This window comes from Arthrobacter sp. SLBN-53 (assembly GCF_006715585.1).
Classification (GTDB): domain Bacteria; phylum Actinomycetota; class Actinomycetes; order Mycobacteriales; family Mycobacteriaceae; genus Mycobacterium; species Mycobacterium neoaurum_A.
Map to the genome: position 1 here is coordinate 4,256,644 of NZ_VFNN01000001.1, position 22,543 is coordinate 4,279,186.

General features: G+C 68.0%; 26 protein-coding genes. 10 read left to right on the forward strand and 16 right to left on the reverse strand.

Translation table 11 applies throughout. The features are described from left to right. Positions 1-62: 62 nt before the first annotated feature. Positions 63-701 (forward strand): sigma-70 family RNA polymerase sigma factor, encoded by a 639-nt coding sequence (locus FBY28_RS20440; protein ID WP_174241689.1) that lies wholly within the window; start codon positions 63-65, stop codon positions 699-701. Further along, positions 698-1,000 (forward strand): mycothiol system anti-sigma-R factor, encoded by a 303-nt coding sequence (gene rsrA, locus FBY28_RS20445; protein WP_141869121.1) that lies wholly within the window; start codon positions 698-700, stop codon positions 998-1,000. Before FBY28_RS20440 ends, rsrA begins: the two co-directional genes overlap by 4 nt. 106 nt (positions 1,001-1,106) lie before the next feature. Here rsrA and FBY28_RS26485 read toward each other — a convergent pair whose 3' ends face one another. Next, positions 1,107-1,181: a 50S ribosomal protein bL37 gene (locus tag FBY28_RS26485; RefSeq protein WP_085976028.1), complete on the reverse strand. Its 75-nt coding sequence runs from the start codon at positions 1,179-1,181 to the stop codon at positions 1,107-1,109. A gap of 145 nt (positions 1,182-1,326) precedes the next feature. Between FBY28_RS26485 and FBY28_RS20455 the strand changes: the two genes are divergently transcribed. Both FBY28_RS20455 and FBY28_RS20460 read left to right on the forward strand, forming a co-directional pair. Then, positions 1,327-1,557, forward strand: a complete 231-nt coding sequence (locus FBY28_RS20455; RefSeq protein ID WP_286178303.1) for a biotin/lipoyl-binding carrier protein — start codon at positions 1,327-1,329, stop codon at positions 1,555-1,557. 20 nt (positions 1,558-1,577) lie between these two features. Continuing rightward, positions 1,578-3,077 (forward strand): two-component system sensor histidine kinase PdtaS, encoded by a 1,500-nt coding sequence (locus FBY28_RS20460; RefSeq protein WP_141869122.1) that lies wholly within the window; start codon positions 1,578-1,580, stop codon positions 3,075-3,077. Between the two features lie 116 nt (positions 3,078-3,193). Here FBY28_RS20460 and whiB1 read toward each other — a convergent pair whose 3' ends face one another. The 8 genes from whiB1 to FBY28_RS20500 form a co-directional block, all read right to left on the reverse strand. After that, a complete protein-coding gene (gene whiB1, locus FBY28_RS20465) occupies positions 3,194-3,448 on the reverse strand; it encodes a transcriptional regulator WhiB1 (RefSeq protein WP_019514677.1) in 255 nt (84 codons plus the stop codon). A gap of 276 nt (positions 3,449-3,724) precedes the next feature. Beyond that, complete coding sequence (locus FBY28_RS20470) at positions 3,725-4,669, reverse strand: diacylglycerol/lipid kinase family protein (RefSeq protein ID WP_141869123.1); 945 nt, start codon at positions 4,667-4,669, stop codon at positions 3,725-3,727. A gap of 131 nt (positions 4,670-4,800) precedes the next feature. Continuing rightward, positions 4,801-5,295: a M15 family metallopeptidase gene (locus FBY28_RS20475; RefSeq protein WP_174241690.1), complete on the reverse strand. Its 495-nt coding sequence runs from the start codon at positions 5,293-5,295 to the stop codon at positions 4,801-4,803. Between the two features lie 9 nt (positions 5,296-5,304). Beyond that, positions 5,305-5,688, reverse strand: coding sequence for a YchJ family protein (locus FBY28_RS20480; protein ID WP_141869124.1), 384 nt, complete (start codon positions 5,686-5,688; stop codon positions 5,305-5,307). Beyond that, positions 5,678-6,589: a LysR family transcriptional regulator gene (locus tag FBY28_RS20485; RefSeq protein WP_141869125.1), complete on the reverse strand. Its 912-nt coding sequence runs from the start codon at positions 6,587-6,589 to the stop codon at positions 5,678-5,680. Before FBY28_RS20485 ends, FBY28_RS20480 begins: the two co-directional genes overlap by 11 nt. A 36-nt stretch (positions 6,590-6,625) precedes the next feature. After that, positions 6,626-9,031: a CaiB/BaiF CoA-transferase family protein gene (locus tag FBY28_RS20490; RefSeq protein WP_141869126.1), complete on the reverse strand. Its 2,406-nt coding sequence runs from the start codon at positions 9,029-9,031 to the stop codon at positions 6,626-6,628. Positions 9,032-9,038: 7 nt separating this feature from the next. Further along, complete coding sequence (locus FBY28_RS20495; protein ID WP_141869127.1) at positions 9,039-10,241, reverse strand: acyl-CoA dehydrogenase family protein; 1,203 nt, start codon at positions 10,239-10,241, stop codon at positions 9,039-9,041. Between the two features lie 3 nt (positions 10,242-10,244). After that, positions 10,245-11,336, reverse strand: coding sequence for an acyl-CoA dehydrogenase family protein (locus tag FBY28_RS20500; protein WP_141869128.1), 1,092 nt, complete (start codon positions 11,334-11,336; stop codon positions 10,245-10,247). A gap of 124 nt (positions 11,337-11,460) precedes the next feature. On the opposite strand from FBY28_RS20500, the gene aroQ reads away from it, so the two are divergent. Together aroQ and FBY28_RS20510 are read left to right on the forward strand one after the other, a co-directional pair. Next, on the forward strand, positions 11,461-11,901 hold the full coding sequence (aroQ, locus tag FBY28_RS20505; protein ID WP_141869129.1) for a type II 3-dehydroquinate dehydratase: 441 nt from the start codon (positions 11,461-11,463) through the stop codon (positions 11,899-11,901). Continuing rightward, positions 11,898-12,275 (forward strand): hypothetical protein, encoded by a 378-nt coding sequence (locus FBY28_RS20510; RefSeq protein WP_019514668.1) that lies wholly within the window; start codon positions 11,898-11,900, stop codon positions 12,273-12,275. Before aroQ ends, FBY28_RS20510 begins: the two co-directional genes overlap by 4 nt. Here the strand turns inward: FBY28_RS20510 and FBY28_RS20515 are convergent. Genes FBY28_RS20515 through FBY28_RS20525 form a run of 3 tightly spaced genes read right to left on the reverse strand, consistent with a single transcriptional unit; the run spans position 12,272 to position 14,468 of the window. Continuing rightward, positions 12,272-12,778 carry a GNAT family N-acetyltransferase gene (locus FBY28_RS20515; protein ID WP_286178306.1) on the reverse strand — a complete coding sequence of 169 codons (507 nt, stop codon included), beginning with the start codon at positions 12,776-12,778 and terminating at the stop codon, positions 12,272-12,274. The genes FBY28_RS20510 and FBY28_RS20515 overlap by 4 nt on opposite strands. Next, positions 12,775-13,872, reverse strand: a complete 1,098-nt coding sequence (locus FBY28_RS20520) for an isochorismate synthase (RefSeq protein ID WP_141869130.1) — start codon at positions 13,870-13,872, stop codon at positions 12,775-12,777. Before FBY28_RS20520 ends, FBY28_RS20515 begins: the two co-directional genes overlap by 4 nt. After that, entirely contained in the window at positions 13,851-14,468 is a 618-nt protein-coding gene (locus FBY28_RS20525) for an acid phosphatase (protein WP_141869131.1), read from the reverse strand. The genes FBY28_RS20520 and FBY28_RS20525 overlap by 22 nt, the downstream gene beginning before the upstream one ends. Before the next feature lie 59 nt (positions 14,469-14,527). On the opposite strand from FBY28_RS20525, the gene FBY28_RS20530 reads away from it, so the two are divergent. Beyond that, positions 14,528-15,322: a ParA family protein gene (locus FBY28_RS20530; protein ID WP_141869132.1), complete on the forward strand. Its 795-nt coding sequence runs from the start codon at positions 14,528-14,530 to the stop codon at positions 15,320-15,322. 20 nt (positions 15,323-15,342) lie between these two features. Here the strand turns inward: FBY28_RS20530 and FBY28_RS20535 are convergent, their stop codons facing one another. Both FBY28_RS20535 and FBY28_RS20540 read right to left on the reverse strand, forming a co-directional pair. After that, entirely contained in the window at positions 15,343-16,593 is a 1,251-nt protein-coding gene (locus FBY28_RS20535; protein WP_524912028.1) for a PQQ-binding-like beta-propeller repeat protein, read from the reverse strand. After that, positions 16,590-18,152 carry a DEAD/DEAH box helicase gene (locus tag FBY28_RS20540; protein ID WP_216847860.1) on the reverse strand — a complete coding sequence of 521 codons (1,563 nt, stop codon included), beginning with the start codon at positions 18,150-18,152 and terminating at the stop codon, positions 16,590-16,592. Before FBY28_RS20540 ends, FBY28_RS20535 begins: the two co-directional genes overlap by 4 nt. 301 nt (positions 18,153-18,453) lie before the next feature. Here FBY28_RS20540 and FBY28_RS20545 point away from each other — a divergent pair, with 301 nt between their 5' ends. Together FBY28_RS20545 and FBY28_RS20550 are read left to right on the forward strand one after the other, a co-directional pair. After that, positions 18,454-19,686, forward strand: coding sequence for an FAD-dependent monooxygenase (locus FBY28_RS20545; protein ID WP_141869134.1), 1,233 nt, complete (start codon positions 18,454-18,456; stop codon positions 19,684-19,686). 9 nt (positions 19,687-19,695) lie between these two features. Continuing rightward, positions 19,696-20,382, forward strand: coding sequence for a ferritin-like fold-containing protein (locus tag FBY28_RS20550; RefSeq protein WP_141869135.1), 687 nt, complete (start codon positions 19,696-19,698; stop codon positions 20,380-20,382). Between the two features lie 4 nt (positions 20,383-20,386). Here the strand turns inward: FBY28_RS20550 and FBY28_RS20555 are convergent, their stop codons facing one another. Beyond that, the gene (locus FBY28_RS20555) at positions 20,387-21,352 is read right to left on the reverse strand and encodes a hypothetical protein (RefSeq protein ID WP_216847861.1); all 966 of its coding nucleotides are present in this window, start codon (positions 21,350-21,352) and stop codon (positions 20,387-20,389) included. A 223-nt stretch (positions 21,353-21,575) separates the two neighbouring features. Here FBY28_RS20555 and FBY28_RS20560 point away from each other — a divergent pair, with 223 nt between their 5' ends. Then, on the forward strand, positions 21,576-21,824 hold the full coding sequence (locus FBY28_RS20560; protein WP_019511183.1) for a DUF3107 domain-containing protein: 249 nt from the start codon (positions 21,576-21,578) through the stop codon (positions 21,822-21,824). On the opposite strand, the gene fasR is transcribed toward FBY28_RS20560, so the two are convergent. Then, positions 21,821-22,477 (reverse strand): HTH-type transcriptional activator FasR, encoded by a 657-nt coding sequence (gene fasR, locus FBY28_RS20565; protein ID WP_019511184.1) that lies wholly within the window; start codon positions 22,475-22,477, stop codon positions 21,821-21,823. The genes FBY28_RS20560 and fasR overlap by 4 nt on opposite strands. Positions 22,478-22,543: the final 66 nt, after the last annotated feature.

A 22,543-nucleotide genomic window follows, 5' to 3' on the forward strand; every position in this document is an offset into this window, starting at 1 on the left:
GTCCGGTGGTCGCACTGGAGTGGTTCGGTGGCGCCGCAACAGAAGGGACGGTGTCTCCCGCAATGACCGATATCGACGATGTGGCCGCCGCGCCGGCCGAAGAAACCGACGCCGAACTCACCGCACGCTTCGAACGCGACGCCATCCCGTTGCTCGACCAGCTCTACGGCGGCGCTCTGCGGATGACGCGCAACCCGGCCGATGCCGAGGACCTGCTGCAGGAGACGATGGTCAAGGCCTACGCCGGCTTCCGTTCCTTCCGGGCGGGCACGAACCTCAAGGCGTGGCTGTACCGCATCCTGACCAACACCTACATCAACAGCTACCGCAAGAAGCAGCGGCAGCCTGCGGAGTACCCGACCGACGAGATCACCGACTGGCAGCTGGCCGCGAACGCCGAGCACACCTCGACGGGCCTGCGATCGGCGGAGGTCGAGGCGCTCGAAGCCCTCCCGGATACCGAGATCAAGGCCGCGCTGCAGGCGCTGCCCGAGGAATTCCGGATGGCGGTGTACTACGCCGATGTCGAAGGTTTCCCGTACAAGGAGATCGCCGAGATCATGGACACGCCGATCGGCACGGTCATGTCGCGACTGCATCGCGGCAGGAAACAATTGCGTGAGCTGCTGGCCGACGTGGCCCGCGACCGTGGCTTCCTACGAGGTCAGCAGCAGGACGAGCCGGAGGAGGTCTCTTCGTGAGCGACACCCATGATGAGGAACGCTGGGTTCCCCCGATCGGCCCCGTCGATCCCGACCACCCCGAGTGTGCGGCGGTCATCGCCGAGGTGTGGACCCTGCTCGACGGCGAGTGCACCGTCGAGACCCGCGACAAGCTGCGCCAGCATCTGGAGGAGTGCCCGACCTGCCTGCGTCAGTACGGAGTCGAGGAGCGGGTCAAGACGCTGATCGCCACCAAATGCAGCGGCGAGAAGGCTCCGGACAGTCTGCGCGCCAGGTTGCGCCTGGAAATCAGCCGCACCACCATCGTGCGGGGCTGACAGCCCGTCAGAGGCGTCAAACATAAACCGCCCGGGCTCCTACGAGGAGCTCGGGCGGTTTGCTTCCCAGCGTCGCGATAAGCGGCGGTACGCCTATGCGGTGGGGTTATGCGTTGGGACGACGGCCGTGGTTGGCCTTCGAGTGCTTGCGATCGCGCTTCTTACGGCCACGCTTGGCCATGATGGAACCTCCGGGTCAGACGAATACTGACGATCATTGTCTCATGCCCGCGGGAGTGCTTTTGTCCACCTGGTGTTCGTGGGGGCCGCCGGGGTTGTGGTTCGATATAGGCCGGTGGGCCGAATGTGGCCGGCCAGAAGCGCAGATGAGTGGGGTGAAGATGGCCGAGGATGTTCGCGCCGAGATCGTGGCCAGTGTGCTGGAGGTCGTGGTGAACAAGGGCGACCAGATCGAAGCGGGCGACACTCTCGTGCTGCTGGAGTCCATGAAGATGGAGATCCCGGTGCTTGCCGAGGTCGCGGGCACCATCACCGAGGTGAGCGTTGCCGTCGGCGATGTCATCCAGGCCGGCGACCTCATCGCGGTGATCAGCTAGCCCCGAAGGCGACCCGGCTCATGTCGACCCTCGGTGATCTGCTCGCCGAGCACACGGTCCTACCGGGTAATGCCGTCGACCACCTGCACGCCGTGGTGGGCGAGTGGCAGTTGTTGGCCGATCTGTCCTTCGCCGACTACTTGATGTGGGTGCGCAGCGACGAGGACGTGCTGGTCTGTGTCGCCCAGGTGCGCCCCAACACCGCACCGACGGTCCTGCTCGCCGATGCGGTGGGAACCCTGTCCAATGCCACCGACATGCCGGTGGTGGGTGCGGCGTTCTCCTCGGGGGCGATCGGCAGGGAAAGTGATGTCGGGCGGTCGGAAACCGGGGACGGTCAGTGGCTGAACGTCGAGGCGGTGCCGGTGCGTCACGGCGACCGGGTGGTCGCGGTATTGACGCATCAGACCGCCCTTGCTGACCGGCGCACGACCAGTCCGCTGGAACGGGCCTATCTGGACTGCGCGCGGGACCTCGTCCTGATGCTCAGCGAGGGCACCTTCCCCAATGTCGGTGACGCCGCGATGTCGCGGTCCAGCCCGCGCGTGGGTGACGGGTTCATCCGCCTTGACGTCCACGGCGATGTGACCTTCGCCAGCCCCAATGCGCTCTCGGCGTATCACCGGATGGGCTTGAATGCCGAACTGGAGGGTCACAATCTGATCGGCGTGACCCGGCCGTTGATGTCGGATCCGTTCGAGGTCCAGGAACTTGCCAACCACGTGCGCATCTCGGTGGCCGGCGGGGCCAGCACCCGGATGGAACTGGATGCCGGTGGCGCGGCCGTGCTGCTGCGCACCATCCCGCTGCTGGCCAGCGGGGAGCCCGCCGGCGCCGCCGTGCTCATCCGCGATGTCACCGAGATCAAGCGCCGTGACCGCGCGCTGCTGTCCAAGGATGCGACCATCCGCGAGATCCACCACCGGGTGAAGAACAACCTGCAGACCGTCGCGGCCCTGTTGCGCTTGCAGGCGCGGCGGACCAACAACGCCGAGGGTCGCGAGGCGCTGATCGAATCGGTGCGCCGGGTGTCCTCGATCGCGCTGGTACACGACGCACTCTCGATGTCGGTGGACGAGGAGGTCAACCTCGACGAGGTGGTCGACCGGATCGTCCCGATCATGAACGATGTCGCATCGGTGGACACCCCGATCCGGATCACCCGCGAGGGCGACCTGGGCGTGCTGGACGCCGACCGGGCCACCGCGCTCATCATGGTGATCACCGAGCTGGTGCAGAACGCGCTCGAGCACGCCTTCGACGGTGACGTGTCCAAGGGGTCGGTGACCATCCGCGCCGAGCGTTCCGCGCGGTGGCTCGATGTCGTGGTGCACGACGACGGCCGCGGCCTGCCCGAGGGATTCAGCCTGGAGAAGTCCGACCGACTGGGCCTGCAGATCGTGCGCACGCTGGTCTCGGCCGAACTGGATGGCTCACTCGGCATGCACGATGTCGCCAGCGGTGGCACCGATGTGGTCCTGCGGGTGCCCATCGGCAGGCACCGGCGAATGCCGATCTGAACGCCCGCTACCTACCTGGGCTGTAAGCCTATTGTGATGAGGCACACAGACTTTCGGCCCTGAAACGACTGCGGCCCCGACAGTGTTGTCGGGGCCGCAGTCGTTGTCGGTTCTGACTAGACGCTGCTGCGGGCCTTCGTCCGCGCGTTGCGACGCTTGAGAGCGCGACGCTCGTCCTCGCTCATCCCGCCCCAGACGCCGGCATCCTGGCCGGACTCAAGCGCCCAGCTCAGGCACTCGGTGGTCACCGGGCAACGGTTGCAGACGAGCTTCGCATCAGCGATCTGGGCGAGGGCCGGGCCGCTGTTCCCCACGGGGAAGAACAGTTCCGGATCCTCGTCGCGACAGACCGCCTTGTGACGCCAATCCATAGCTTCCAACTCCTAGTCAGTTTTCGCCTGTGCGCACAAAAACGCACTAGCTTTTCTTCGGCTGTTAACGGGTGCACACGAAATGTTTCTGCACTGTTGCATCCGATGCTTTCACAGGCTGAACAGATGTCAATAGAACTGCGTTAACACGTGGGCAATGTCACTGCGCTACCGGGTTACCGGTCCACTCATCCGTTTGTACTACACTGGGCTCACTTGCGCTCTAAATATCTGCCGCTCACAGCAAACTAGCAGGTCACGGCGGTGTAGGCCGGATCACGGAGCGGGGGCGACGACCCCGATGGCGTTCGGTACCGAGGTAAAGGTCATCGCCTGACGTAACCCGATGTAATCGCCGTCTATCTGGCAGGCGACCGGTGTGTCACTGCTCACCCGAAGCCACGGCAGGTCGTCATCGCGGATGAGATGGCCGGCGGTGATATCGGGTTTCGACGACAACATCCGGCGCACCAGGCCGAGATTTCGCCAGATGCTCATGCTGGTGATCGCGAACACTCCCAGCCCGGTGTCGAAGGTGGTGTCCGGGTTCGTCCACACCGGGCGGGTGTTGGCGTAGGTCCACGGACTGGAGTTGGACACGAATGCGAAGTGCACCCCCGTCTGCGGCTCCCGGTCGGGCAGTTCCAGCGTCAGCAGCGGCTCCCGCCGCGCACTTGCCAGCATCTCCCTGATGGCGACCCTGATATAGCGCGAGGCGGTCACCTTCCGCCCGCGGGCGCGCTGGGCCTCCACCGCCGCCACGACATCACCGTCGACCCCCATACCCGCGGTGAACACGCCCCAGCGTTCCCCGCAGTCCATCAAACCGATACGGCGCCACGGCATGCCTCGACGACGCTCACCGAGCAGGTCGACCAGCTGATTGGTGGCCTCGATCGGGTCGGGGCTGATGCCGAGGGACCTCGCGAAGACGTTGGCCGAACCGCCGGGCACCACGCCGACGGCCGGGGTGTGTTCGCCGGTTCCGCCCGCCTGCAGCACGCCGTTGACCACTTCGTTCACCGTGCCGTCTCCGCCGTGCACGATCAGCACATCGGTGCCGTCGTCGGCGGCTTGCGCACCGATCTCCACGGCGTGACCGCGATGATCGGTGTGGATCACGGTCAGATCCACCCGGCTCTCCAATGCGTGGGCCAACAGATCACGACCCGCCGGGGTCGTCGAGGTCGCATTCGGGTTGACGATCAGCACGGCACGCACGGGGTACCAGCCTAACCATGTGTCCGGGGCCCGGTGGCCACCCATGACAACAGGCGACGGCCGGTTCGGCTCGGCTGCATGACCGTTCGGTGAACGCCGGCAGCGGCGATCGTGTTGGCGGGCAGCGGAGTTCAGCCGGCGGCGGTGGGCAACAACGGTGGGCAGACGCCGTTGGCATCGGCCGCCAGCTCGAAATGCCATGTCTCGTTGGCATAGATCTGGCACAGCCCGAAGCGTGGTCCGTTGGCGATCATCCACTGCGCGGCATCGGGTCCACCGATGTCGACGGCTGTCCCGACGACGTGACGGGACTGCTCGGGCAGCTGAACGTACTGGCGGGCGGCCGCGAAGCTGCCGTAGGTGACGATGGCGTCCTCGAGGAGTTGGCGCTGGAACTGCGGACTGCGCCAGCCCGAGTTGACGGTGACGCTGATGCCCTGCGCCGCGGCCGCCGTGGTGGCGTTCTGCACGGCCGTGCGCAGCGCCGGATCCAGGTTGCCTATCGCCGGATCGGAGATGTCGAATGCGGTCAGCGGCCGGTCCGGCTGTTCGGCGGGATCGGCGCGGGCAACCGGTGCAAGGACAAGGGCAGTGGCCAGCACCCCCGCCATCAGCACAGCACGCATCGGCTCAGTCTAGGAGATCGCACCGTCCAGATAGCGCCAGGTGCCGTCGCCGGCGCGGGTGAAGCGGCTGCGTTCATGCAGGATATGGCGCCGGCCGTGCTGTTCGTACTGGGCGCGGAACTCCACGATGCCCGCGTCGTCGTCGGCTCCGCCGGCCTCGGTGTCCACGATCTGCAGTCGCCGCCAGATGAGGGTGTCGTCGATGTCGAGTTCAGCTGGCCGGGTGCGCGGATGCCACGACCGCAGCAGATAACCGGTGTGGCCGAGGGCGAAGGCGCTGAACCGCGAACGCATCAGTGCCAACGCGGTCACCGCGGGTGCGGCCCCGTCGTGCAGTGGGCCACAGCACCGGGCATAGGTGAGCGCCGATCCGCACGGGCAATCACCGGACACGGTCGGCGATCCGTTCGACCAGCGAATCGATCATGCCGGAATCATCGGCCGGATCGGGTACCCAGGCCAGCGCGATCTGGGCCGGGGCCCAGGTGCTTTCGTCGATCGGGATCAGTTCGAACTCCGGCGGAGAGAAGATCCGGCCGATCGCCGAGTTCGGCGCATAGGTCACCAGGGCCACCAGGTGCCGGTTGAAAACCTGTGTTGCCATCTCCAGCTCGCCGCCGAGATCCTTTGTCGCGCGGACGATGCGGGTGACCCCGCGGGTGGCCAGACCGCGGGCCAGGCCGGCCAGGACCACCGGATTGGGTCTGGCGAAATCGATCACCACATCACGTTCGCGAAGCTGTTCGATCCGCACGCTGTCCGAGCCTGCCAGCGGATCGTCGAAGCGCACGGCTATCGCACCGGGATAGGTTGCCACCACACGATGGCGTAGTCGCTTGTCGGCGGACGGCAGATGGATCAACCCGATGTCCAGATGCCCGGAGACCAGCTTCGCGGTGACCTCGGCGGCCGAACCGGGCAGACCGAACTCGGCAGGCACGGGCAGCTCGGCCACCGCCGTCTCGAGTCTGGCCAGGAAATCCGACGGCGCGTACGCCGTGGCACCGACTCGAACAGTCCTGCCGGCCTTGGTGATTCGCGTGGCGATCACCTTCAGGTCCTCGACCCGGCGCAGGATCTCGCGGGCCGGTTCGAGCAGTTGCGCCCCCAGTGCGGTCAACTCCACGCGGTGATACTGCCGTTCGAACAGCGGCCCGCCGAGCTCACGCTCGAGAAGTTTGATCTGCTTGCTCAGCGGGGGCGGGGTGATCATCAACCGATCGGCGGCGCGCTTGAAGTGCAACTCTTCGGCTACCGCGACGAAGTAGCGGAGCCTGGTGAAGTCGACTTGCATGCGGCACTCCGGGACGGCTGAGGGGGTCGCTCGATCCTAGACGCCGACACCGTCGATCTCGGCCGGTTGAATCGACTCCAGGACGCCGCTTCGCAGGAGATCGTCGATCTGCTCGTCATCGAGGCCGAGCAGGTCGGCCGCGATCTCACGGGTCTGCTCGCCGAGCAACGGTGCCTGTCGCAGCGGCGGATCGGCGATCCGCTCGGAATGGATCACGACGTTCTCCATCACGAACGGCGTCGTCCACAACGGGTGCAGCTCCTCGCGGAACGCGCGACGGGCCACGTAGTAGTCCCAGTCGAGCAGCTCGGCGGCCCGCAGTGCCGCCCCGGCGGGCACCCCGGCGCGCTGCAGCGTCGTCATCGCCTCGGTGGGGGAGCGCCCGGCGGTCCAGGCGCGCACGGCATCCTCGACGCGGGCCCGCTCGGCCACCCGGCCGGCCCGGGTGCTCAGGTGCGGGTCGGCGGCCAAATCGGCGCGCCCGATCGCCGCGCACAGCGCCCGCCAGTCGGCGTCGCCGCGCACGGTCACCGCGACCCACTGATCGTCGCCGGCGGATTCGAACACGCCCCAGGGCGCGTCCCGCTCGAACGCCGACGTGGCACCGGCCGACTGCTCGGCGATCTCGGCGGCCAGATGGCTGAGCATCACCTCCGACTGCGCGATGCTGACCGAACCGCCGGCACCGGTGCGTTCGCGGCGCAACAGCAGTGCCAGCGCGGCCAGCACACCGATGCGGGCCGACACGTGGTCGGGGTAGACGGTCACGGTGTCGCAGAAGGCCCTGCGCTTGGCGGGCTTCTCCGGGTCCTCGGGGTAGACCCACATGTCGGTGAAACCCGCGGCGGCGCGCACCAGCGGGCCGTAACCCATCCGGGTGGCCCACGGACCTGTCGGGCCGAACGCGGAACTGTCCACCACGACGATGCCGGGGTTCACGGCCTTGAGGGTGTCGTGGTCCACGCCCAGGGTGGCGGCCACCCCTGGCTTGAAGTTGGTGAGCACCAGATCGGCCTCGGCGGCCAACCGGTGCGCCAGGGCGCGCCCCTCGTCCGAGCGCAGGTCGATACCGATGGAGCGCTTGTTGCGCTGCCCGGCGGCGTAGGTCTGCGACACCGAGGTCAGGTTGCCGCGCAGGCCGTCCGGGAATGCCGTGTTCTCGATCTTGACCACATCGGCTCCCAGGTCACCGAACAACCGTCCGGTATCACTGCCGACCACGATCACGCCGAGATCCAGTACCCGAAGGCCCTCCAGCGGAAGCCCCTCGTTGCGACGGGGCCGGCCGGCCAGTATGGGCGCCGACTCCAGGCGGTGCTGCGGGGCAACGGAATCGGTGAGCGTGCTGGCCCGGTGCCCGTCGATCTCGGCCACCCCGACCGGGACCGGGACCGTCAGGCCGGGCGCGAGCTCGACCTCGCGCAGGAAGCCGCGCTGCCGGATCTGATCGGTGCACAATGCCTCGGAAAGGGTGAGCACCGCGGCGGCGGGCACCCGGTACCGCTGGGCCGCCGATTCCAGTTCGGCCCGGGTCTTGTCCCGGAAGAACGTGGCGATCGCCGGCATCAGCGTCGGGGACATGAAGCGCTCCCGCAGCTTGTCGTACTTGGGGTCGGCGAACTCAGCGGGACGGCCCAGCCACTCGAACATGCCGTGCCACTGGCGTTTTGCCAGCAGACAGATCCGGATGTAGCCGTCCGCGCACTTGAGGATCGGGTAACGCAACTGCTCGGCGATCCAGTTGCGCTCCTGCTTGCTGACGGCGACACCGGCCGAGGCGGTGCCGGCGCTGCCATAGGGCGGATCGAGGGTCTGCATCGCCCCGTCGAGTACCGAGAAGTCGATGAGATCGCCTGCACCGGTGCGTAATTTGTCCAGGTAGAGGCTGAGCACCAGCACCGCGGCCTGTGCCGCCGCCACGTGGTAGGGCAACTGCCGGGCCGGCGGTATCAGCGGGACCTGGCCCGGGATGCCGGACCGGGTCAGCTCACTGCTCAGCGCGTGCAGCACCGGTGTGGTGGCCTGCCACTCGCGGAATTCGTTGTCCCGGCCGAAATCGCTGATGGACAGCACGACCAGCCCCGGATGTTCGACGCGGATCCGCCGAACATCCAGCCTTGCTTCGCTTTCCGATCCGGGGCGGGTGTTCTCGACGAGAATATCCGCGCCCGCGATCAGGTCCGGCCAGTGCCGGGCATCGGCGTCGACACGGGGCATGGCGCGCCGATTGATGGCGGTGTCGAGCACATCGGTGTCGTCGTCCGGTGTGCCGGTGTTGTCATCCGGTGTGCCGGTGTTGTCATTGACACCGGCGAGCCGCACCACGGTCACCTGTGCACCAAGGTCGGCCAGCAGGCGGCCGACAGCGGTCATCGGGCCGGTGCTCAGATCCAGGATCCGTACACCGGAAAGCGGTGGGTCGTATTCGTTCTGGCTGCCCATGGTTGCGCTAGTTCTTCCGGATCTCGCGGAACGGGATTTCGCGATCGACCTCGGGCTCCTTGGGCAGCCCGAGCACCCGCTCACCGATGATGTTGCGCTGGATTTGGTCGGTGCCGCCGCCGATCGAGGTGAAGAACGCGTTGAGACTCAGGAAGTTCACCTCGTCGGCCTCGGCGTTGTCCGGTCCGGCCAGCAGCGCGTCGGCGCCGATGAGGTCGGTCTTCAGCCGGGCCTCGGCGTGCAGGATGCGTGATGTCGCCAGCTTGCCCAGCGACATCACCGGGCTGGCGGTGCCCTGCTTGGCCTCGGCCTTGGCGCGTGCGTTGTTGAGGTTGTTCAGTTCTCGCAGTGCGAGCACCTCGGCCAACGACCTGCGGATCGCGGCGTCGTCCAGCTTGCCGTGGGCGCGGGCCATCTCGACAAGGCTGTTCTCGCGGGACTGCTTGCGGTGCAGGCTGGTTCCGGAACCCATGATGGCGCGCTCGACGGCCAGCGCGGTCTGCAACACCCGCCAGCCGTTACCGACGCCGCCGACGACATAGGCGTCGGGCACCGTGGCGTCGGTGATGAACACCTCGTTGAAATGCGCGTCGCCGGTGATCTGCACCAGCGGCCGGACCTCGATGCCCGGCTGTTTCATCGGCACGATGAAGAAGGTGATGCCCTTGTGCTTGGGTACATCCCAGTCGGTACGCGCGATCAGCAGGGCGTACTCGGAGGTCTTGGCGCCCGAGGTCCACACCTTCTGGCCGTTGATGATCCAGTGGTCGCCATCGAGGACCGCGGTGGTGCGCACACCGGCGAGATCGGACCCGGCGCCTGGCTCGCTGTAGAGCAGGCAGGTGCGTGACTTCTCGGTCAGGAACTCGTGCAGCAGATCGGATTTGAGCGCCTCGGTGCCGAACGCCAGCGTTGTGTTGGCCGGGATGCTGAACCTGTCCTGGCAGGCGCCGGGGGCGCCGACCGCGCGGAACTCCTCGGCGATCACCTTGGCCAGCGTGTTCGGATAGTCCCGGCCGTACCACTGGTTCGGGTAGGTCGGGGCGCCGTAGCCGGCCGCGACGACCTTCTCCAGCCAGGAGACCCGCTCGGGGGAGCTGACCCACGGGTCGGCGGACTTGGGCAGGGTCACGCCGGTCCAGTTGTCGGCGAGCCAGCCGCGGACCTCGGCCCGGAGTTCCTCGGCGCTGGGCAGATTGATCTCGCTCATGACTCATGCGCCTTTCGAGGCCAGGTAGCGTTCGCGGTGCGATGCCGAGTCGCCGAACAGTTGCAGGCCGCTACGGGCCCGGCGGACGTAGAGATGGCAGGGGTGCTCCCAGGTGAAGCCGATGCCGCCGTGCATCTGGACGGCCTGCATCGCGGTGCTCACGTACGCCTCGGCACAGGCGAACCCGGCCAGTGTGACCGCGCCGGCGCGGGCCTGCTCGTCCCCGAACTTCGCTGCGGCGTTCTGGGCTGCCGAGGTGGTGGATTCGACCTCCAGGAGCAGATCGGCGGCCATGTGCTTGAGCGCCTGGAAGCTGCCGATCGCCCGGCCGAACTGGAAGCGGGTCTTGAGGTAATCGACGGTGATGTCGAAGATGCGGCGCGTGCCGCCGGCCTGTTCACCGGCCAGGGCGACGACGGCGAGGTCGAGGGCCTGCTGCACGCCGTCCCACCCCGCGCTACCCAGGCGGCGGGTCGGGGTGTCGGCGAAGGTGTAGGTCGACAGCGGCACGGTCGGGTCGAAAACCGAAGCGGGCGAGCGCCGGAACCCGGGCGCATCGACGTCGACCTGGAAGATGGCGGGTCCGTCGGTGCTCTGCGCGACCACCAGGATCACATCGGCGAGCTGTCCGTGGGTGACGAAGTGCGCCGAACCGGTCAGGGTGCCGTCGGCGCCGGCGTTGATATCGACACCGGCCGGGGTCCAGGTCCCGCGGGCGCCGGTCACCGCGACGGTGCCGATCGAGCTGCCGTCGGCAAGGCCCGGCAGGAGCCTGCGCTTGTCCTCTTCGGTACCGGCCGCCTGGATCAGCGCGACGGTCAGCACCGCGCTGGAGATGAACGGGGCGGGCAGCAGCGCGGCGCCCGTCTCCTCGGCGACGGCCTCCAGTTCCAGCGGTCCGAAGCCGAGGCCGCCGTGCTCGTCGTCGACAAGCATGCCGAGCACGCCCTGCTCGGCCAGCCGACGCCACAGCTCCCGGTCGAAGCCATCCTCGGACGCCATGGCCGCGCGCACGTCCTGCTCGGAACACTTCTCCTGCAGCAGGTCGCGGACCGCGGATCGTAGAGCCGCCCGTTCGGCCACGCTGATCGTCATGCTCAACCGCCCTTCCTGGCTGTCGGGATCCCATGTTGTGTGGTGCGGACGGCCGTGTAAATCACGCATGCCGACACCGATACGTTTCCGATGGCGACATGCGTGGGGCAGGTACCGTACTGACGTGACCGCACGCCAACTGCTCCTCGTGAACGGGCCCAACCTGAATCTGTTGGGCACCAGGCAGCCGGAGATCTACGGGTCCACCACGCTCGCGCAGATCGAGCAGCAGGTCAGCGAGGCCGCCGCCGAGCACGGCCTGCAGGTTCGCGCGGTACAGAGCAATCACGAGGGTGTGCTGATCGACGCCATTCATGCCGCGCGCGCCGATTGCGCAGGCATCATCATCAACCCGGGTGCCTACAGCCACACCTCGGTGGCCATCGCCGACGCCCTGACCGGTGTCGATCTGCCGGTCGTCGAGGTGCATCTGAGCAATATCCACCGCCGGGAGGCATTCCGGCATCATTCCTATGTCTCGGCGGTGGCCGAGGTGGTGATCGCCGGTGCCGGGCCGCGCGGCTATGTGTTCGCGGTGGCGCATCTGGCGGGCCGGTTGTCGTGACGCAGCCACCGATCGTCCGCTACGCCGGTTATCTGGTGGCGGCGCAAGGCGTCGCGGCGCTCGTGATGGCCGCGGTGCTGCTGGTGCGGGCCTTCGCCGGAGCTGACCAGCACATCGTCAACGGTTACGGCACCGCGGTGTGGTTCATCCTGATCGGAGCCGGCGTGCTGACCGGCGGGTGGGCACTGGTGACCGGTCGACGCTGGGGCCGCGGAATCGCGGTGCCGACGAACCTGCTCCTGCTTCCCATCGCCTGGTATGTGATCACCAGCCACCACGTGGTGTACGGCGTCCTGGTCGGTCTGCTGGCGCTCTCGGCGCTGGCGATGTTGTTCAGCCCGTCCTCGGTGCAGTGGATGGCCGGCCGGGACTAGACCCGCCGATCGGATTCGCTCGCCAGTTCCGCCAGCTGTGGGCCGGAGACACGATAGGTGGTCCACTCCGTCTGGGGTGCTCCGCCGACGGCGTCATACAGCGCGATCGCGTCGACGTTCCAGTTCAGCACCGCCCAGCTCAGCCGGGTGTAGCCGTGCGTGCGGCATTCGGCGGCCAAGGTGGCGAGCAGTGTGCGGGCAAGGCCGCGCCTGCGAAATGCCGGGCGCACGAACAGATCTTCCAAGTAGATCCCGGACACCCCGTCCCACGTCGAGAAGTTCAGGAACCAGACCGCTGTCGCCGCGGCCTGTCCGTCGATTTCGACGATATGCGCGTGTGCCGTCGCCTGGTCGCCGAAAAGCGCCGTGCGCAGCTGGGTTTCGGTGACCACGCACTCGTCGGCGGCGTTCTCGAACTCGGCCAGTTCGCGGATCATCGCCACGATCTCGGCCTCGTCGCCAGGGCGCGCCCGCCGGACCACTTGGCTGGCAGCGTTGCTCACGGTGTAACCCCCAGTCCTGTCAGGATCGTGCGGAACTTCGTCGTGGTCTCGTCGACCTCGTCATCGGGATCGGACTCCGCGACGATGCCGCCACCGGCATGCGCCAGTGCGCTAATCCCGTCCTCGGCCAACACCGCACACCGGATCGACACCACCCAGCGGCCGTCACCGGAGGCATCACACCAGCCCACGGCGCCGGCATAGAACCCGCGGTCACCCTCCAGTTCATTGATCAGCGCCGAGGCCAGACCCGTCGGCACACCGCCCACCGCGGGCGTCGGGTGCAGCGCCAACGCCAGATCCATGGCGCTGGTCGCCGCCGAGCGCAGCCTGCCGCGGATCGGGGTGCTCAGGTGCCACAGTGCATCGGTGCCGTGCAGTTGCGGTTCGTCGGCGATGTCCAGATCCGCGCACAGCGGGTCCAGCGCCGCGCGCATCATGTCGACCACCAGAGCGTGCTCGTGTCGGTTCTTGGCCGAGGCCGCCAGCGCCGCGGCATTGCGCGCGTCGATCTCCGGATCGGCCGAGCGCGGTGCCGACCCGGCGAACGGCTGGCAGGTCACGGTATCCCCGGAGCGGGCGACCAGCAGTTCCGGACTCGCTCCCACCAGCACACCTTGGGTTGCCGGCGCCAGGTCGGCCAGATAGACGGTGGCCATCGGATCGGCGGCGGCCAGCCGCAGCAGTATCGATCGGGCCTCCCACGGCGACTCGGCCATCAGCCGCAGCGCGCGGGCCAGCACGACCTTCTGCAACGCCGACCCGGGAGCACGTAACCGGCGCACCGCCTCGGCGACCCTGGCGCGGTGCTCGGAACCCGCGGGCAGGGTCTCCCGCGAGCGCACCCGCGGCGGATCGACGGGCGTCCAGCCCGGCAGCGCAGTCAACCGGCTGACCGTCACCGGCGCATGCAGCGCCGCGGGCCGGGTGAGGTCGAACGGCAGAGCGCCCACCACCATCGGCGTGGTGCCGGTGCGCAGCGCCTCCCGCGCGGCGGCCACCTCGGCGAACGCGGTGCCGATGCCCTCGGCCAGCACCGTGCCCGCCGGACCGGACAGCACGAAGGAGGGCGTCACGTCGGCGGCGGCAGGCACGGGTTGGGGTGCCCGGTCAGCCCGAGCGCGCTGATCTGACGGACACCCTTCTCGAAACCGCACACCGCGATGGAGGCGGCGGCCATCGAGAACCGCACCCCCTCCGACACCGGTAGTTCGACCCACCGGCTCAACAGGGATCGGGAGAAATGTCCGTGGCCGACGAACACCACATCGTGGGTTTGCATATGTCCCAACGCCGCCGCGATGGCGCGGTCGGCGCGCGCGCTGACCTGCGCGGCCGACTCGCCGCCGGGGCATTCGTGCGTCCAGACGGTCCAGCCCGGCACGGTCTCGCGGATCTGCGGTGTGGTCAATCCCTCGTAATCGCCGTAATCCCATTCGGCGAGGTCCGCGGACACATCGGTGACGGTCAGCCCGGCCAGTTCGGCGGTCTCCAGGGCGCGCCGCCGCGGACTTGAGATGACGACCGGGTCGGACAACTGCAGTTCGGCCAACGCCGCCGCGGCCAACCGAGCCTGATCACGGCCGACGTCGAGCAGTTCCAGATCGGTGCGCCCGGTGTGTCGACCACTGCGTGACCACTCGGTTTCGCCGTGCCTCAGCAGAAACAACCGATGCTGGTGGACGCTCACCGTCGCGATTCTGCCGCACGCAACCGCCATCTGTTGCATTCGCGTGCTTGGATGGAGGTGTGACGCGGGTATTGGCGGTCGCCAATCAAAAGGGTGGGGTCGCCAAGACCACGACGGTGGCGTCGCTGGGTGCGGCGTTGACGGAGAAGGGCCGCCGGGTGCTGCTCGTCGACCTGGATCCGCAGGGCTCGCTGACGTTCTCCCTCGGCCATGACCCGGATGCGCTGCCGGTATCGGTGCACGAGGTCTTGCTCGGTGAGGTCGAACCCAGCGCTGCGCTGGTGCAGACCCCCGAGGGGATGGCGCTGTTGCCCGCGAACATCGACCTCGCGGGTGCGGAGGCGATGCTGCTGATGCGTGCCGGCCGCGAGTACGCGCTCAAGCGCGCTCTGGACAAGGTGGCCGACGACTACGACGTCGTGATCATCGACTGCCCGCCGTCGCTGGGCGTGCTGACCCTCAATGGTCTGACGGCCGCCGACGAGGCGATCGTGCCGCTGCAGTGCGAGACGCTCGCACACCGTGGGGTCGGGCAGTTTCTGCGCACGGTCAACGATGTGCAGCAGATCACCAATCCGGGCCTGTCGTTGCTCGGTGCGCTGCCGACGCTGTACGACTCGCGTACCACCCACAGCCGCGATGTGCTCTTCGATGTCGCCGACCGCTACGAGTTGCCGGTCCTGGCGCCGCCCATTCCGCGCACGGTGCGGTTCGCCGAGGCCAGTGCCTCCGGCTCGTCGGTGCTGGCGGGACGAAAGAACAAGGGCGCCAACGCCTATCGTGAGTTGGCCGAGAACCTGCTGAAGCACTGGAAGTCCGGCGAGACGCTCGCCACCTTCACCCCCGAGGTGTAGTTCTGCCCCTTGGGGTGAGCTCAGGAGCCCAGCGCCACCACGGTGTCGCCGCGTTGCTCGACGAGCGTCGGTCCGGCCGTCGCGGGGACCACCGCTGTCTCGGCGGGCTCACGGGAAAAGTCGATATGACGAATTCCGGTACCGGTCTTGGGGTCGAAGACGTCGTACCCGTCGGTGACCGGTATCAGTAGCTCACCGGCCATCACCGTGCCCGGGCCGACCGGTGCGCCGCCGGCGGCGGGGGAGACGGTGAACTTGTAGCGCAGCCCGTCGGCTTGGAACACCAGCACCGAATCACCGGTCCACCAGGTGATCAGATCGCCGGCGCGGGAAGCCGTGGCGTAGCGCGACGGGGCGGCGTCCAGTGGAATGCTGGCCGTCACCGTGCCGGTGTCGTCGACGATGTTGACCACCGGTCGGGGCGTGGGAAGGTACACCGCGGTGGTGGTATCGGAGACGGCGATCACCCGGGCGTCGGCGTCGACCGAAACGCCGGGTTGCTGTTCGTATTTGACGTCCGGGACGTCCTCCTCGTCGGACACCCGCAGCAGCGTCAGTCGCATCTCGGTCTGCTCCGGGCAGGACTCCATGATCGAGACCGCCGAGGAACTCGCCTGTGCCGAGACCAGCCGGCACAGCGGGGATACCGGCACATCGGGTTTGACCCTGGCGTCCAGCGCACCCCAGCTGAGCATGCGCACCATGTCCGAGCGCCACAGTTCCAGTCTGCTGTCCCCGTAGGACAGCACCGCGTTGCCGTCGGTGGACAGTTTCACCTCCGGGTCGGCGTAGGCGGTGCGGGCGGGGCCGCGCTTGCCGGTACCGGCGTCGATGGTGCTGACCTGCCCGCACCCTCGTGAATCCGGGTACACCGCGACCGCGTACTGATAAACCGAGGTGACGCCGCACAACGGCAGATCGCGCTCGTAGCTCCAGAGTTGCGCACCGGTGTCCGGTGCCCGGCCGATCACCGCGGCACCGTCACCGGTCACCACGGCCCCCGAAACGACAAGGGGCTGTGTGGTTTCCGGGCTCGCCGCGGTCCACAGCTGCCGCAGCCGCTCCGGCACGGCGGTGGCCGGGGCCGGCGCGGTGACCTGGCCGGCGGCCGGGCGGCTGATCGTGGCACGCGCATCGCTGGTCCACCAGACCAACACCGCGATGACCGCGACCGCGCACGCGATGGCGACGGCCGCGATCACATCACCGCGGGTGCGGCGTTCCGGCTGCGGCGGGCAGGAGCGCCGCGACCCGGGGATTCTTGGTGTCACTCAGCCGCGGCGGGAGCACTGGCCTTGCGGGGCCTGCGACGGCGGCGGCGCTTGGCCGGCGTGGCCTCGCCACCCTCGGATTCGGCCTGGGGCTCCGGTCCGGACTCCGAAGGCGTTGCCGCATCGCCGTTCTCGGGATGTCCGGTGGCCGACTGGCCGCCGCGGGTGCGGCGTCGGCTGCGGGTGCGGGCCGGGCGCTCGGCGCGTTCGGTGCGCTCGACGCGCTCACCTTCGGTGCGGGTCTTGGGCTTGCGGGCCGTGGCGATGGAGCCGGTCGCCTCGGTCGGGATGTTCAGCTCGGTGTACAGATGGTCTGAGCTGGAATAGGTTTCGACTGGATCGGGGTTGTTCAGGCCCAACGCCTTGTCGATCATCGTCCAGCGCGGCAGCTCGTCCCAGTCGACGAGGGTGACCGCGATACCGGTCTTGCCCGCGCGCCCGGTGCGGCCGATGCGGTGCACGTAGGACTGCTCGTCCTCGGGGATCTGGTAGTTGATGACGTGGGTGATGTCGTCGATATCGATGCCGCGTGCCGCGACATCCGTCGCGACGAGCACGTCGACCTCACCGGTGCGGAAAGCCTTGAGCGCCTTCTCCCGTGCGATCTGGCCGAGGTCGCCGTGCACCGCGCCGACCTTGAAGCCGCGCTCGCCGAGTTCGTCGGCGACCTTCTGTGCGGTGCGCTTGGTGCGGGTGAAGATCATGGTGGCCCCACGGCCCTCGGCCTGCAGGATCCGCGCCACCATCTCCACCTTGTCCAGGGCGTGCGCCCGGTAGGCGAACTGTTCGGTGGTGTCGTGGGTCTGCGAGGACTGCGCCGATTCGGCCCGGATATGGGTCGGCTGGTTCATGAAGGTGCGCGCCAGCGTGATGATGGGGCCGGGCATGGTCGCCGAGAACAGCATCGACTGCCGGTCATCGGGGGTGAGGCGCAGGATGCGCTCGATATCGGGCAGGAATCCCAGATCGAGCATCTCGTCGGCCTCGTCGAGCACCAGCACCGACAGGCTGCCGAGCTGCAGATGCCCTTGCTGGGCCAGGTCGAGCAGCCGTCCCGGGGTGCCGACCACGACGTCGACGCCCTTCTGCAGGGCTTCGATCTGCGGTTCGTACGGGCGACCGCCGTAGATCGAGGTTACGACGAACTTGCGGTCGGAGTCCTCGGAGACGGCCCGCAGGTACTTCGAGGCGATCTCCAGATCGCTGTAGACCTGCAGACACAGCTCGCGGGTGGGAACCACGATGAGGGCCCGCGGGGTGCCGTTGAGCGGGCGTCCCTGGTCACTGCTGATGCGGTGCAGCAGGGGCACGCCGAAGGCCAGGGTCTTGCCCATACCGGTGCGGGCCTGGCCGATCAGGTCGTCGCCGGCCAGCGCGAGCGGCAGGGTCAGCTCCTGGATCGCGAAAGCGTGTTCTTTACCGGTCTCGGCCAGTGCGCGGACGATCTCGTCGCGAACGCCCAGGTCGGCGAAGGAGGTCTTGGGGGCTTCGACCGGTGCGGTCGTGTCCGTGTGTGCGGTCGTGTCTGTCTGTGCGGTCGTGTCTGTCTGTGAAGTCATAGTGTGGTCCGGCGGCTTGGGCCGCCGTCAGCCTTTCGCTTGTCTTTCCTCGTCGCGTCCACGCGCGCACGACGATGACGAGTAAAAGGCGGATATCCCCAGATGGCGGGCGATACCGCTCCGTCGGGCCCAGCAATTGGACAGCGGGCCGAACCACGTGCACGCACATTTCTTTCGGTGGTGATGCGCACCCGGGAGTGCCGGTGACATCGCTACCGAGTACCCATGGTAGCCGGTCACGCCTCGATAGCGCGCATTGTGGCGGTTTCGCGGTGTCGCGTAGTGGGCATCTGTGCAGGTCGTGAGTCCTCATGTCGTCATCTCCGGCGCCGGTATCGCCGGGCCCGCACTGGCCCATCAACTCCATGCGCGGGGGTGGCGGACGACCGTGATCGAGCGGTTCCCGCGGCGGCGTGAGGAGGGGCAGAACGTCGACATCCGGGGTGCGGCCCGCGAGGTGATCCGCAGGATGGGGATCGAATCCGACGTCAGGGCCGCCGGGACGGGTGAGATCGGCACCCGGTTCGTCACCGCCGACGGGCGTCCCGCCGCGTCGTTCCCGGTCGGCGAGCCGGGAAGCAGCGACGGCCCGACGGCCGAGTTGGAGATCCTGCGTGGGGAACTGTCACGCATCCTGATCGAGCACACCCCCGATACCGAGTACCTCTTCGACCGCCAGATCGCCGATGTCACCGACCACGGTGACGGGGTGAGCACGGTGTTGCAGGACGGTTCGGTGCTGGAGTCCGATCTGCTGGTGATCGCGGAGGGCCTGCATTCCCGCTCGCGCCGGTTCGTCACCGATGTCGGCGTCGGCGAACTCGGCATGTACCTCGCCTACGCCACCATCCCGCGCCGCGATGACGACGATCTGTGGTGGAACTGGCAGCACGCCACCAGGCGCCGGTCGGTGCATCTGCGACCCGACAATCTGGGAACCACCAGGGCCATCCTGACCTTCATGTCCGACCTGCGGGGTTTCGAGGAACTGGATCGCCAGGGTCAGCTGACCATCCTGCGGCGCACCTTCGCCGATGTCGGGGGTGCGGCGCCGCGCATCCTCGCCGATATCGACGCCGGGGCTCCGATGTATTTCTCGGCGGTGGGACAGGTGCGGGCGCCGGTGTGGAGCCGGGGGCGGATCACCCTGTTGGGCGATACCGCGTTCTGTAACGGCACCTTCGGGGGAGCGGGGACGAGTCTGGCGCTCATCGGTGGGTACGTGTTGGCCGGCGAGCTGGCCGTCGCACCGGATATCGCCGCCGCGCTGGCGGCCTATCGGCGCACCATGCAGCCTTTCCTCGACACCGCTCCGGAGCTCAGCGAATCGATGTTGCGGCTGGCCAATCCGCATTCCGGGCTGGGCGTTCGCGCGGTGCGCGCCGTCGCCGCCGTGTCGGCCGGGCCGGTCGGCCGGAGGATCAGCTCCCTGATCGGTGACCGCTTCTCCGATATCGCCGGTGCCGGGCTCCGGCCGCCCGATTACCCACCGACCGGCACGACTGCAGGTATCGGCCCGGTGGCGCGCGATTAAGGTTGGCCCATGACCTCGACGCCGTCCGACGCCGCCGCCGGCGTATCCCGTGTCCCGGCCGATCATCCCGGTGTCACCGAGCTGTTCGCCCTGCTGGCCTACGGCGAGGTGGCGGCCTTCTATCGGCTGACCGAGGAGGCGCGGATGGCGCCGAATCTGGCGGGCCGGATCAACATGGCCAGCATGGCCGCCGCCGAGATGCGGCACTACGAGCTGCTGAACGAGGCGTTGTCGGCTCGCGGGGTGGACACCGTGCCCGCCATGACCAAGTACGCCCCCGCATTGGAGAACTATCACCGCCTGACCACGCCGAGCACCTGGCTGGAGGCGTTGGTCAAGACCTATATCGGGGACGCGCTGGCTGCCGACTTCTATCTGCAGATCTCCGACGCCCTGCCGCCGGAGGCGGCCGAGGTGGTGCGTTCGGTGCTCGCCGAGACCGGACATTCGCAGTTCGTGGTTGCCGAGGTCCGCGCCGCCGTCACGGCAAGTGACCGCCAGCGTCACCGGCTGGCGCTGTGGTCGCGGCGGCTGCTCGGCGAGGCCATCACCCAGGCCCAGTACGTGCTCGCCGACCGCGACGATCTGGTCGATCTGGTGATCAGCAGCAGCGACGGGTTGGGTCAGCTCTCCGAGTTCTTCGACAAGCTGCAGCACACCCACGCCAGCCGGATGCAGGAACTGGGGCTGGCCTGAGGCGCTACCTGGTGCAGGTGGCGATCATCGAGTTGTTGGTCTGCAGAGCCAGCGCGGTGCCGTTGCCGTCGAGGATGGCGCAGTTCAGCTGACCGCCGACGCTGGTGGCGGTCACCGACGACAGCGTGACGCCGGGGTTCAGGGTCACCGACTTCGTCCAGGGCAGCGCCACGTTCACATCGGTCTGCAGGGCACCCTGCTGGTCGGTGTAGATGATCGTCACCAGATCGATGAGCTGGCGGTTGCCGGTCACGCGGTAGGTGATGGTGCGCGCGGCCGCGGCCGGGTCGACGGCGGCCGGGGGTGCGGGCGGTGCCGGAGCGGCCGGTGCGGGCGCGACGGGTGTCGGCACGACCTCGGGGGTGGCGGTGGCCGCCGGTGTCGGGGTCACGGTGGTCACGCGTTCGGGGTTGGTGTCTGCGCGCGGCGGAGCGGCGCTCGGCGCCGCGGCCGTGGTCGTGACGGCGTCGTCGGCCGGGGCCGCCGATGTGGTGGCCCCCGAGTTGGCGGACGTGACGGTGCCGCTGTCGCCGCCGCCGAGGATCACCCCGGTGCAGATGACGGCGACCATCAGGATGGCGCCGGCCACCCCGGCCACCCAGATCCAGCGACGGTCCAGCTTCTCGTGATAGTCCGCGGGGTATTCGTAATCGGTGTCGTAACCGTCAGGGCCATAGCAGTCAGGGCCATAGCCGTCAGAGCCATAGCCGTCAGGACCGTCAGGATCGCCGTAGCCGTCGGCCTCGTAGTGGCCGCCGGAGTAGCTGTCCTCGGCGTAATCGGGGCTGCGGTAGGTGCCCCTGCCGTAGGCCGGGCCGGAGTCGCCGTACCGGCGCTGCCGATCGGTGGGGTAGTCCGAGCCGAACCGCGGTTCGTCCTCGATGCCCACGCCGGAGTCGCGGCCGGACCGGTAGCTATTGCCCGAGTATCCGTCACGCGTTGTCGAATATGGTGAGTATTGCCTGCTCATCACGTAATTCCCAGATCGTTTCGGTACGTACCCGGCCGATGCTAGTGGTGCAAAAGTTACGGATGATGTTGACTCGCTCTCGGTCCGATAACGGTCCGGCGTCGGTCTGGTCAGCACGATTCGCTCACGGCGCAACGGTCGCAGCCCGCCTCGCTGCCATCCGCGTGGCGCTGTCCACTAGCCTGATTGAACGCATCGCCACACAACCGAAGGGGTCTAAAGCGTGGACATCAAGATCGGGGTCGCCGACAGCCCGCGAGAGCTGGTCATCAGCAGCGCGCAGACACCCGACGAGGTGGAAAAGGCGATCGTCGACGCGCTGGGCGCGTCCTCGTCCGTGCTCTCATTGACCGACGAGAAGGGTCGCCGCTACCTCGTGCAGTCGGCGAAGATCACCTACGTCGAGATCGGCCCCAGCGACGCCCGACGCGTCGGGTTCGGCACCGTCGGTGCCGAAGCGCTCAAGGACTAGGACCTGGTGAGCGGCACGTGTGACAGTCCGCCCCAGGCGAACTGCACCGTGCCCTCCACGGCCGCATCCTTGGAGATCGGCCGGTCGTTGTCGAGCCAGTAGCGGGCACAGTCGACGCTGGTCGACACCAGTCCCACCGCGATCATCCTGGCGCGGTGGGCCTCCAGCCCGGAGTCCCGGCTGATCAGGTCGAACACCGCGTCGGTGCAGGATTCGGTGGCCACCTTCACCTGTGCGGCGACCTGTGGCTCGGTGACGTAGTCGTTCTCGAAGATCAACCTATAGCCCTGGCTGTCGTGTTCGACGAACTCGAAGAAGGCCTGCACGGCGGCGCGCAGCCGCTGGCGGTTGTCGGTGGTGGTGCGCAGTGCTTGGCGCACCCCGGAAACCAGATTGTCGACGTGCCGCTGCAGCACCGCGAGGTAGAGCTCGAGCTTCGACGAGAAGTGTTGATAGAGAACGGGTTTGCTGACCCCAGCACGTTCGGCTATCTCATCCATGCCTGCCGCGTGATAACCGCGGTCGACGAAGACCTCGCTGGCGGCGATGAGCAACTGGCCACGGCGCTCATCGCGGGGTAGCCGGTTCCCGCGCCGATTACCGGGCCCCGTCTTGGCGCCCCGCGCTCCGGCGGCGTTGGCGAGATCGCTCATGACGTCCTCAATTTCACTCCGTACCGCGGGTACTGCTTTCGATCTGTACCGCGGCCACTGCGTACG

Coding starts and splice junctions, on each gene's coding strand:
- FBY28_RS20440 (WP_174241689.1), top strand. CDS start 63: ATGACCGATATCGACGATGTGGCCGCCGCGCCGGCCGAAGAAACCGAC.
- fasR (WP_019511184.1), bottom strand. CDS start 22,477: ATGAGCGATCTCGCCAACGCCGCCGGAGCGCGGGGCGCCAAGACGGGG.
- FBY28_RS20540 (WP_216847860.1), bottom strand. CDS start 18,152: ATGACTTCACAGACAGACACGACCGCACAGACAGACACGACCGCACAC.
- whiB1 (WP_019514677.1), bottom strand. CDS start 3,448: ATGGATTGGCGTCACAAGGCGGTCTGTCGCGACGAGGATCCGGAACTG.
- FBY28_RS20485 (WP_141869125.1), bottom strand. CDS start 6,589: ATGCAAGTCGACTTCACCAGGCTCCGCTACTTCGTCGCGGTAGCCGAA.
- FBY28_RS20555 (WP_216847861.1), bottom strand. CDS start 21,352: ATGAGCAGGCAATACTCACCATATTCGACAACGCGTGACGGATACTCG.
- FBY28_RS20495 (WP_141869127.1), bottom strand. CDS start 10,241: ATGAGCGAGATCAATCTGCCCAGCGCCGAGGAACTCCGGGCCGAGGTC.
- FBY28_RS20490 (WP_141869126.1), bottom strand. CDS start 9,031: ATGGGCAGCCAGAACGAATACGACCCACCGCTTTCCGGTGTACGGATC.
- FBY28_RS20500 (WP_141869128.1), bottom strand. CDS start 11,336: ATGACGATCAGCGTGGCCGAACGGGCGGCTCTACGATCCGCGGTCCGC.
- FBY28_RS20550 (WP_141869135.1), top strand. CDS start 19,696: ATGACCTCGACGCCGTCCGACGCCGCCGCCGGCGTATCCCGTGTCCCG.
- FBY28_RS20455 (WP_286178303.1), top strand. CDS start 1,327: ATGAGTGGGGTGAAGATGGCCGAGGATGTTCGCGCCGAGATCGTGGCC.
- FBY28_RS20460 (WP_141869122.1), top strand. CDS start 1,578: ATGTCGACCCTCGGTGATCTGCTCGCCGAGCACACGGTCCTACCGGGT.
- FBY28_RS20475 (WP_174241690.1), bottom strand. CDS start 5,295: ATGCGTGCTGTGCTGATGGCGGGGGTGCTGGCCACTGCCCTTGTCCTT.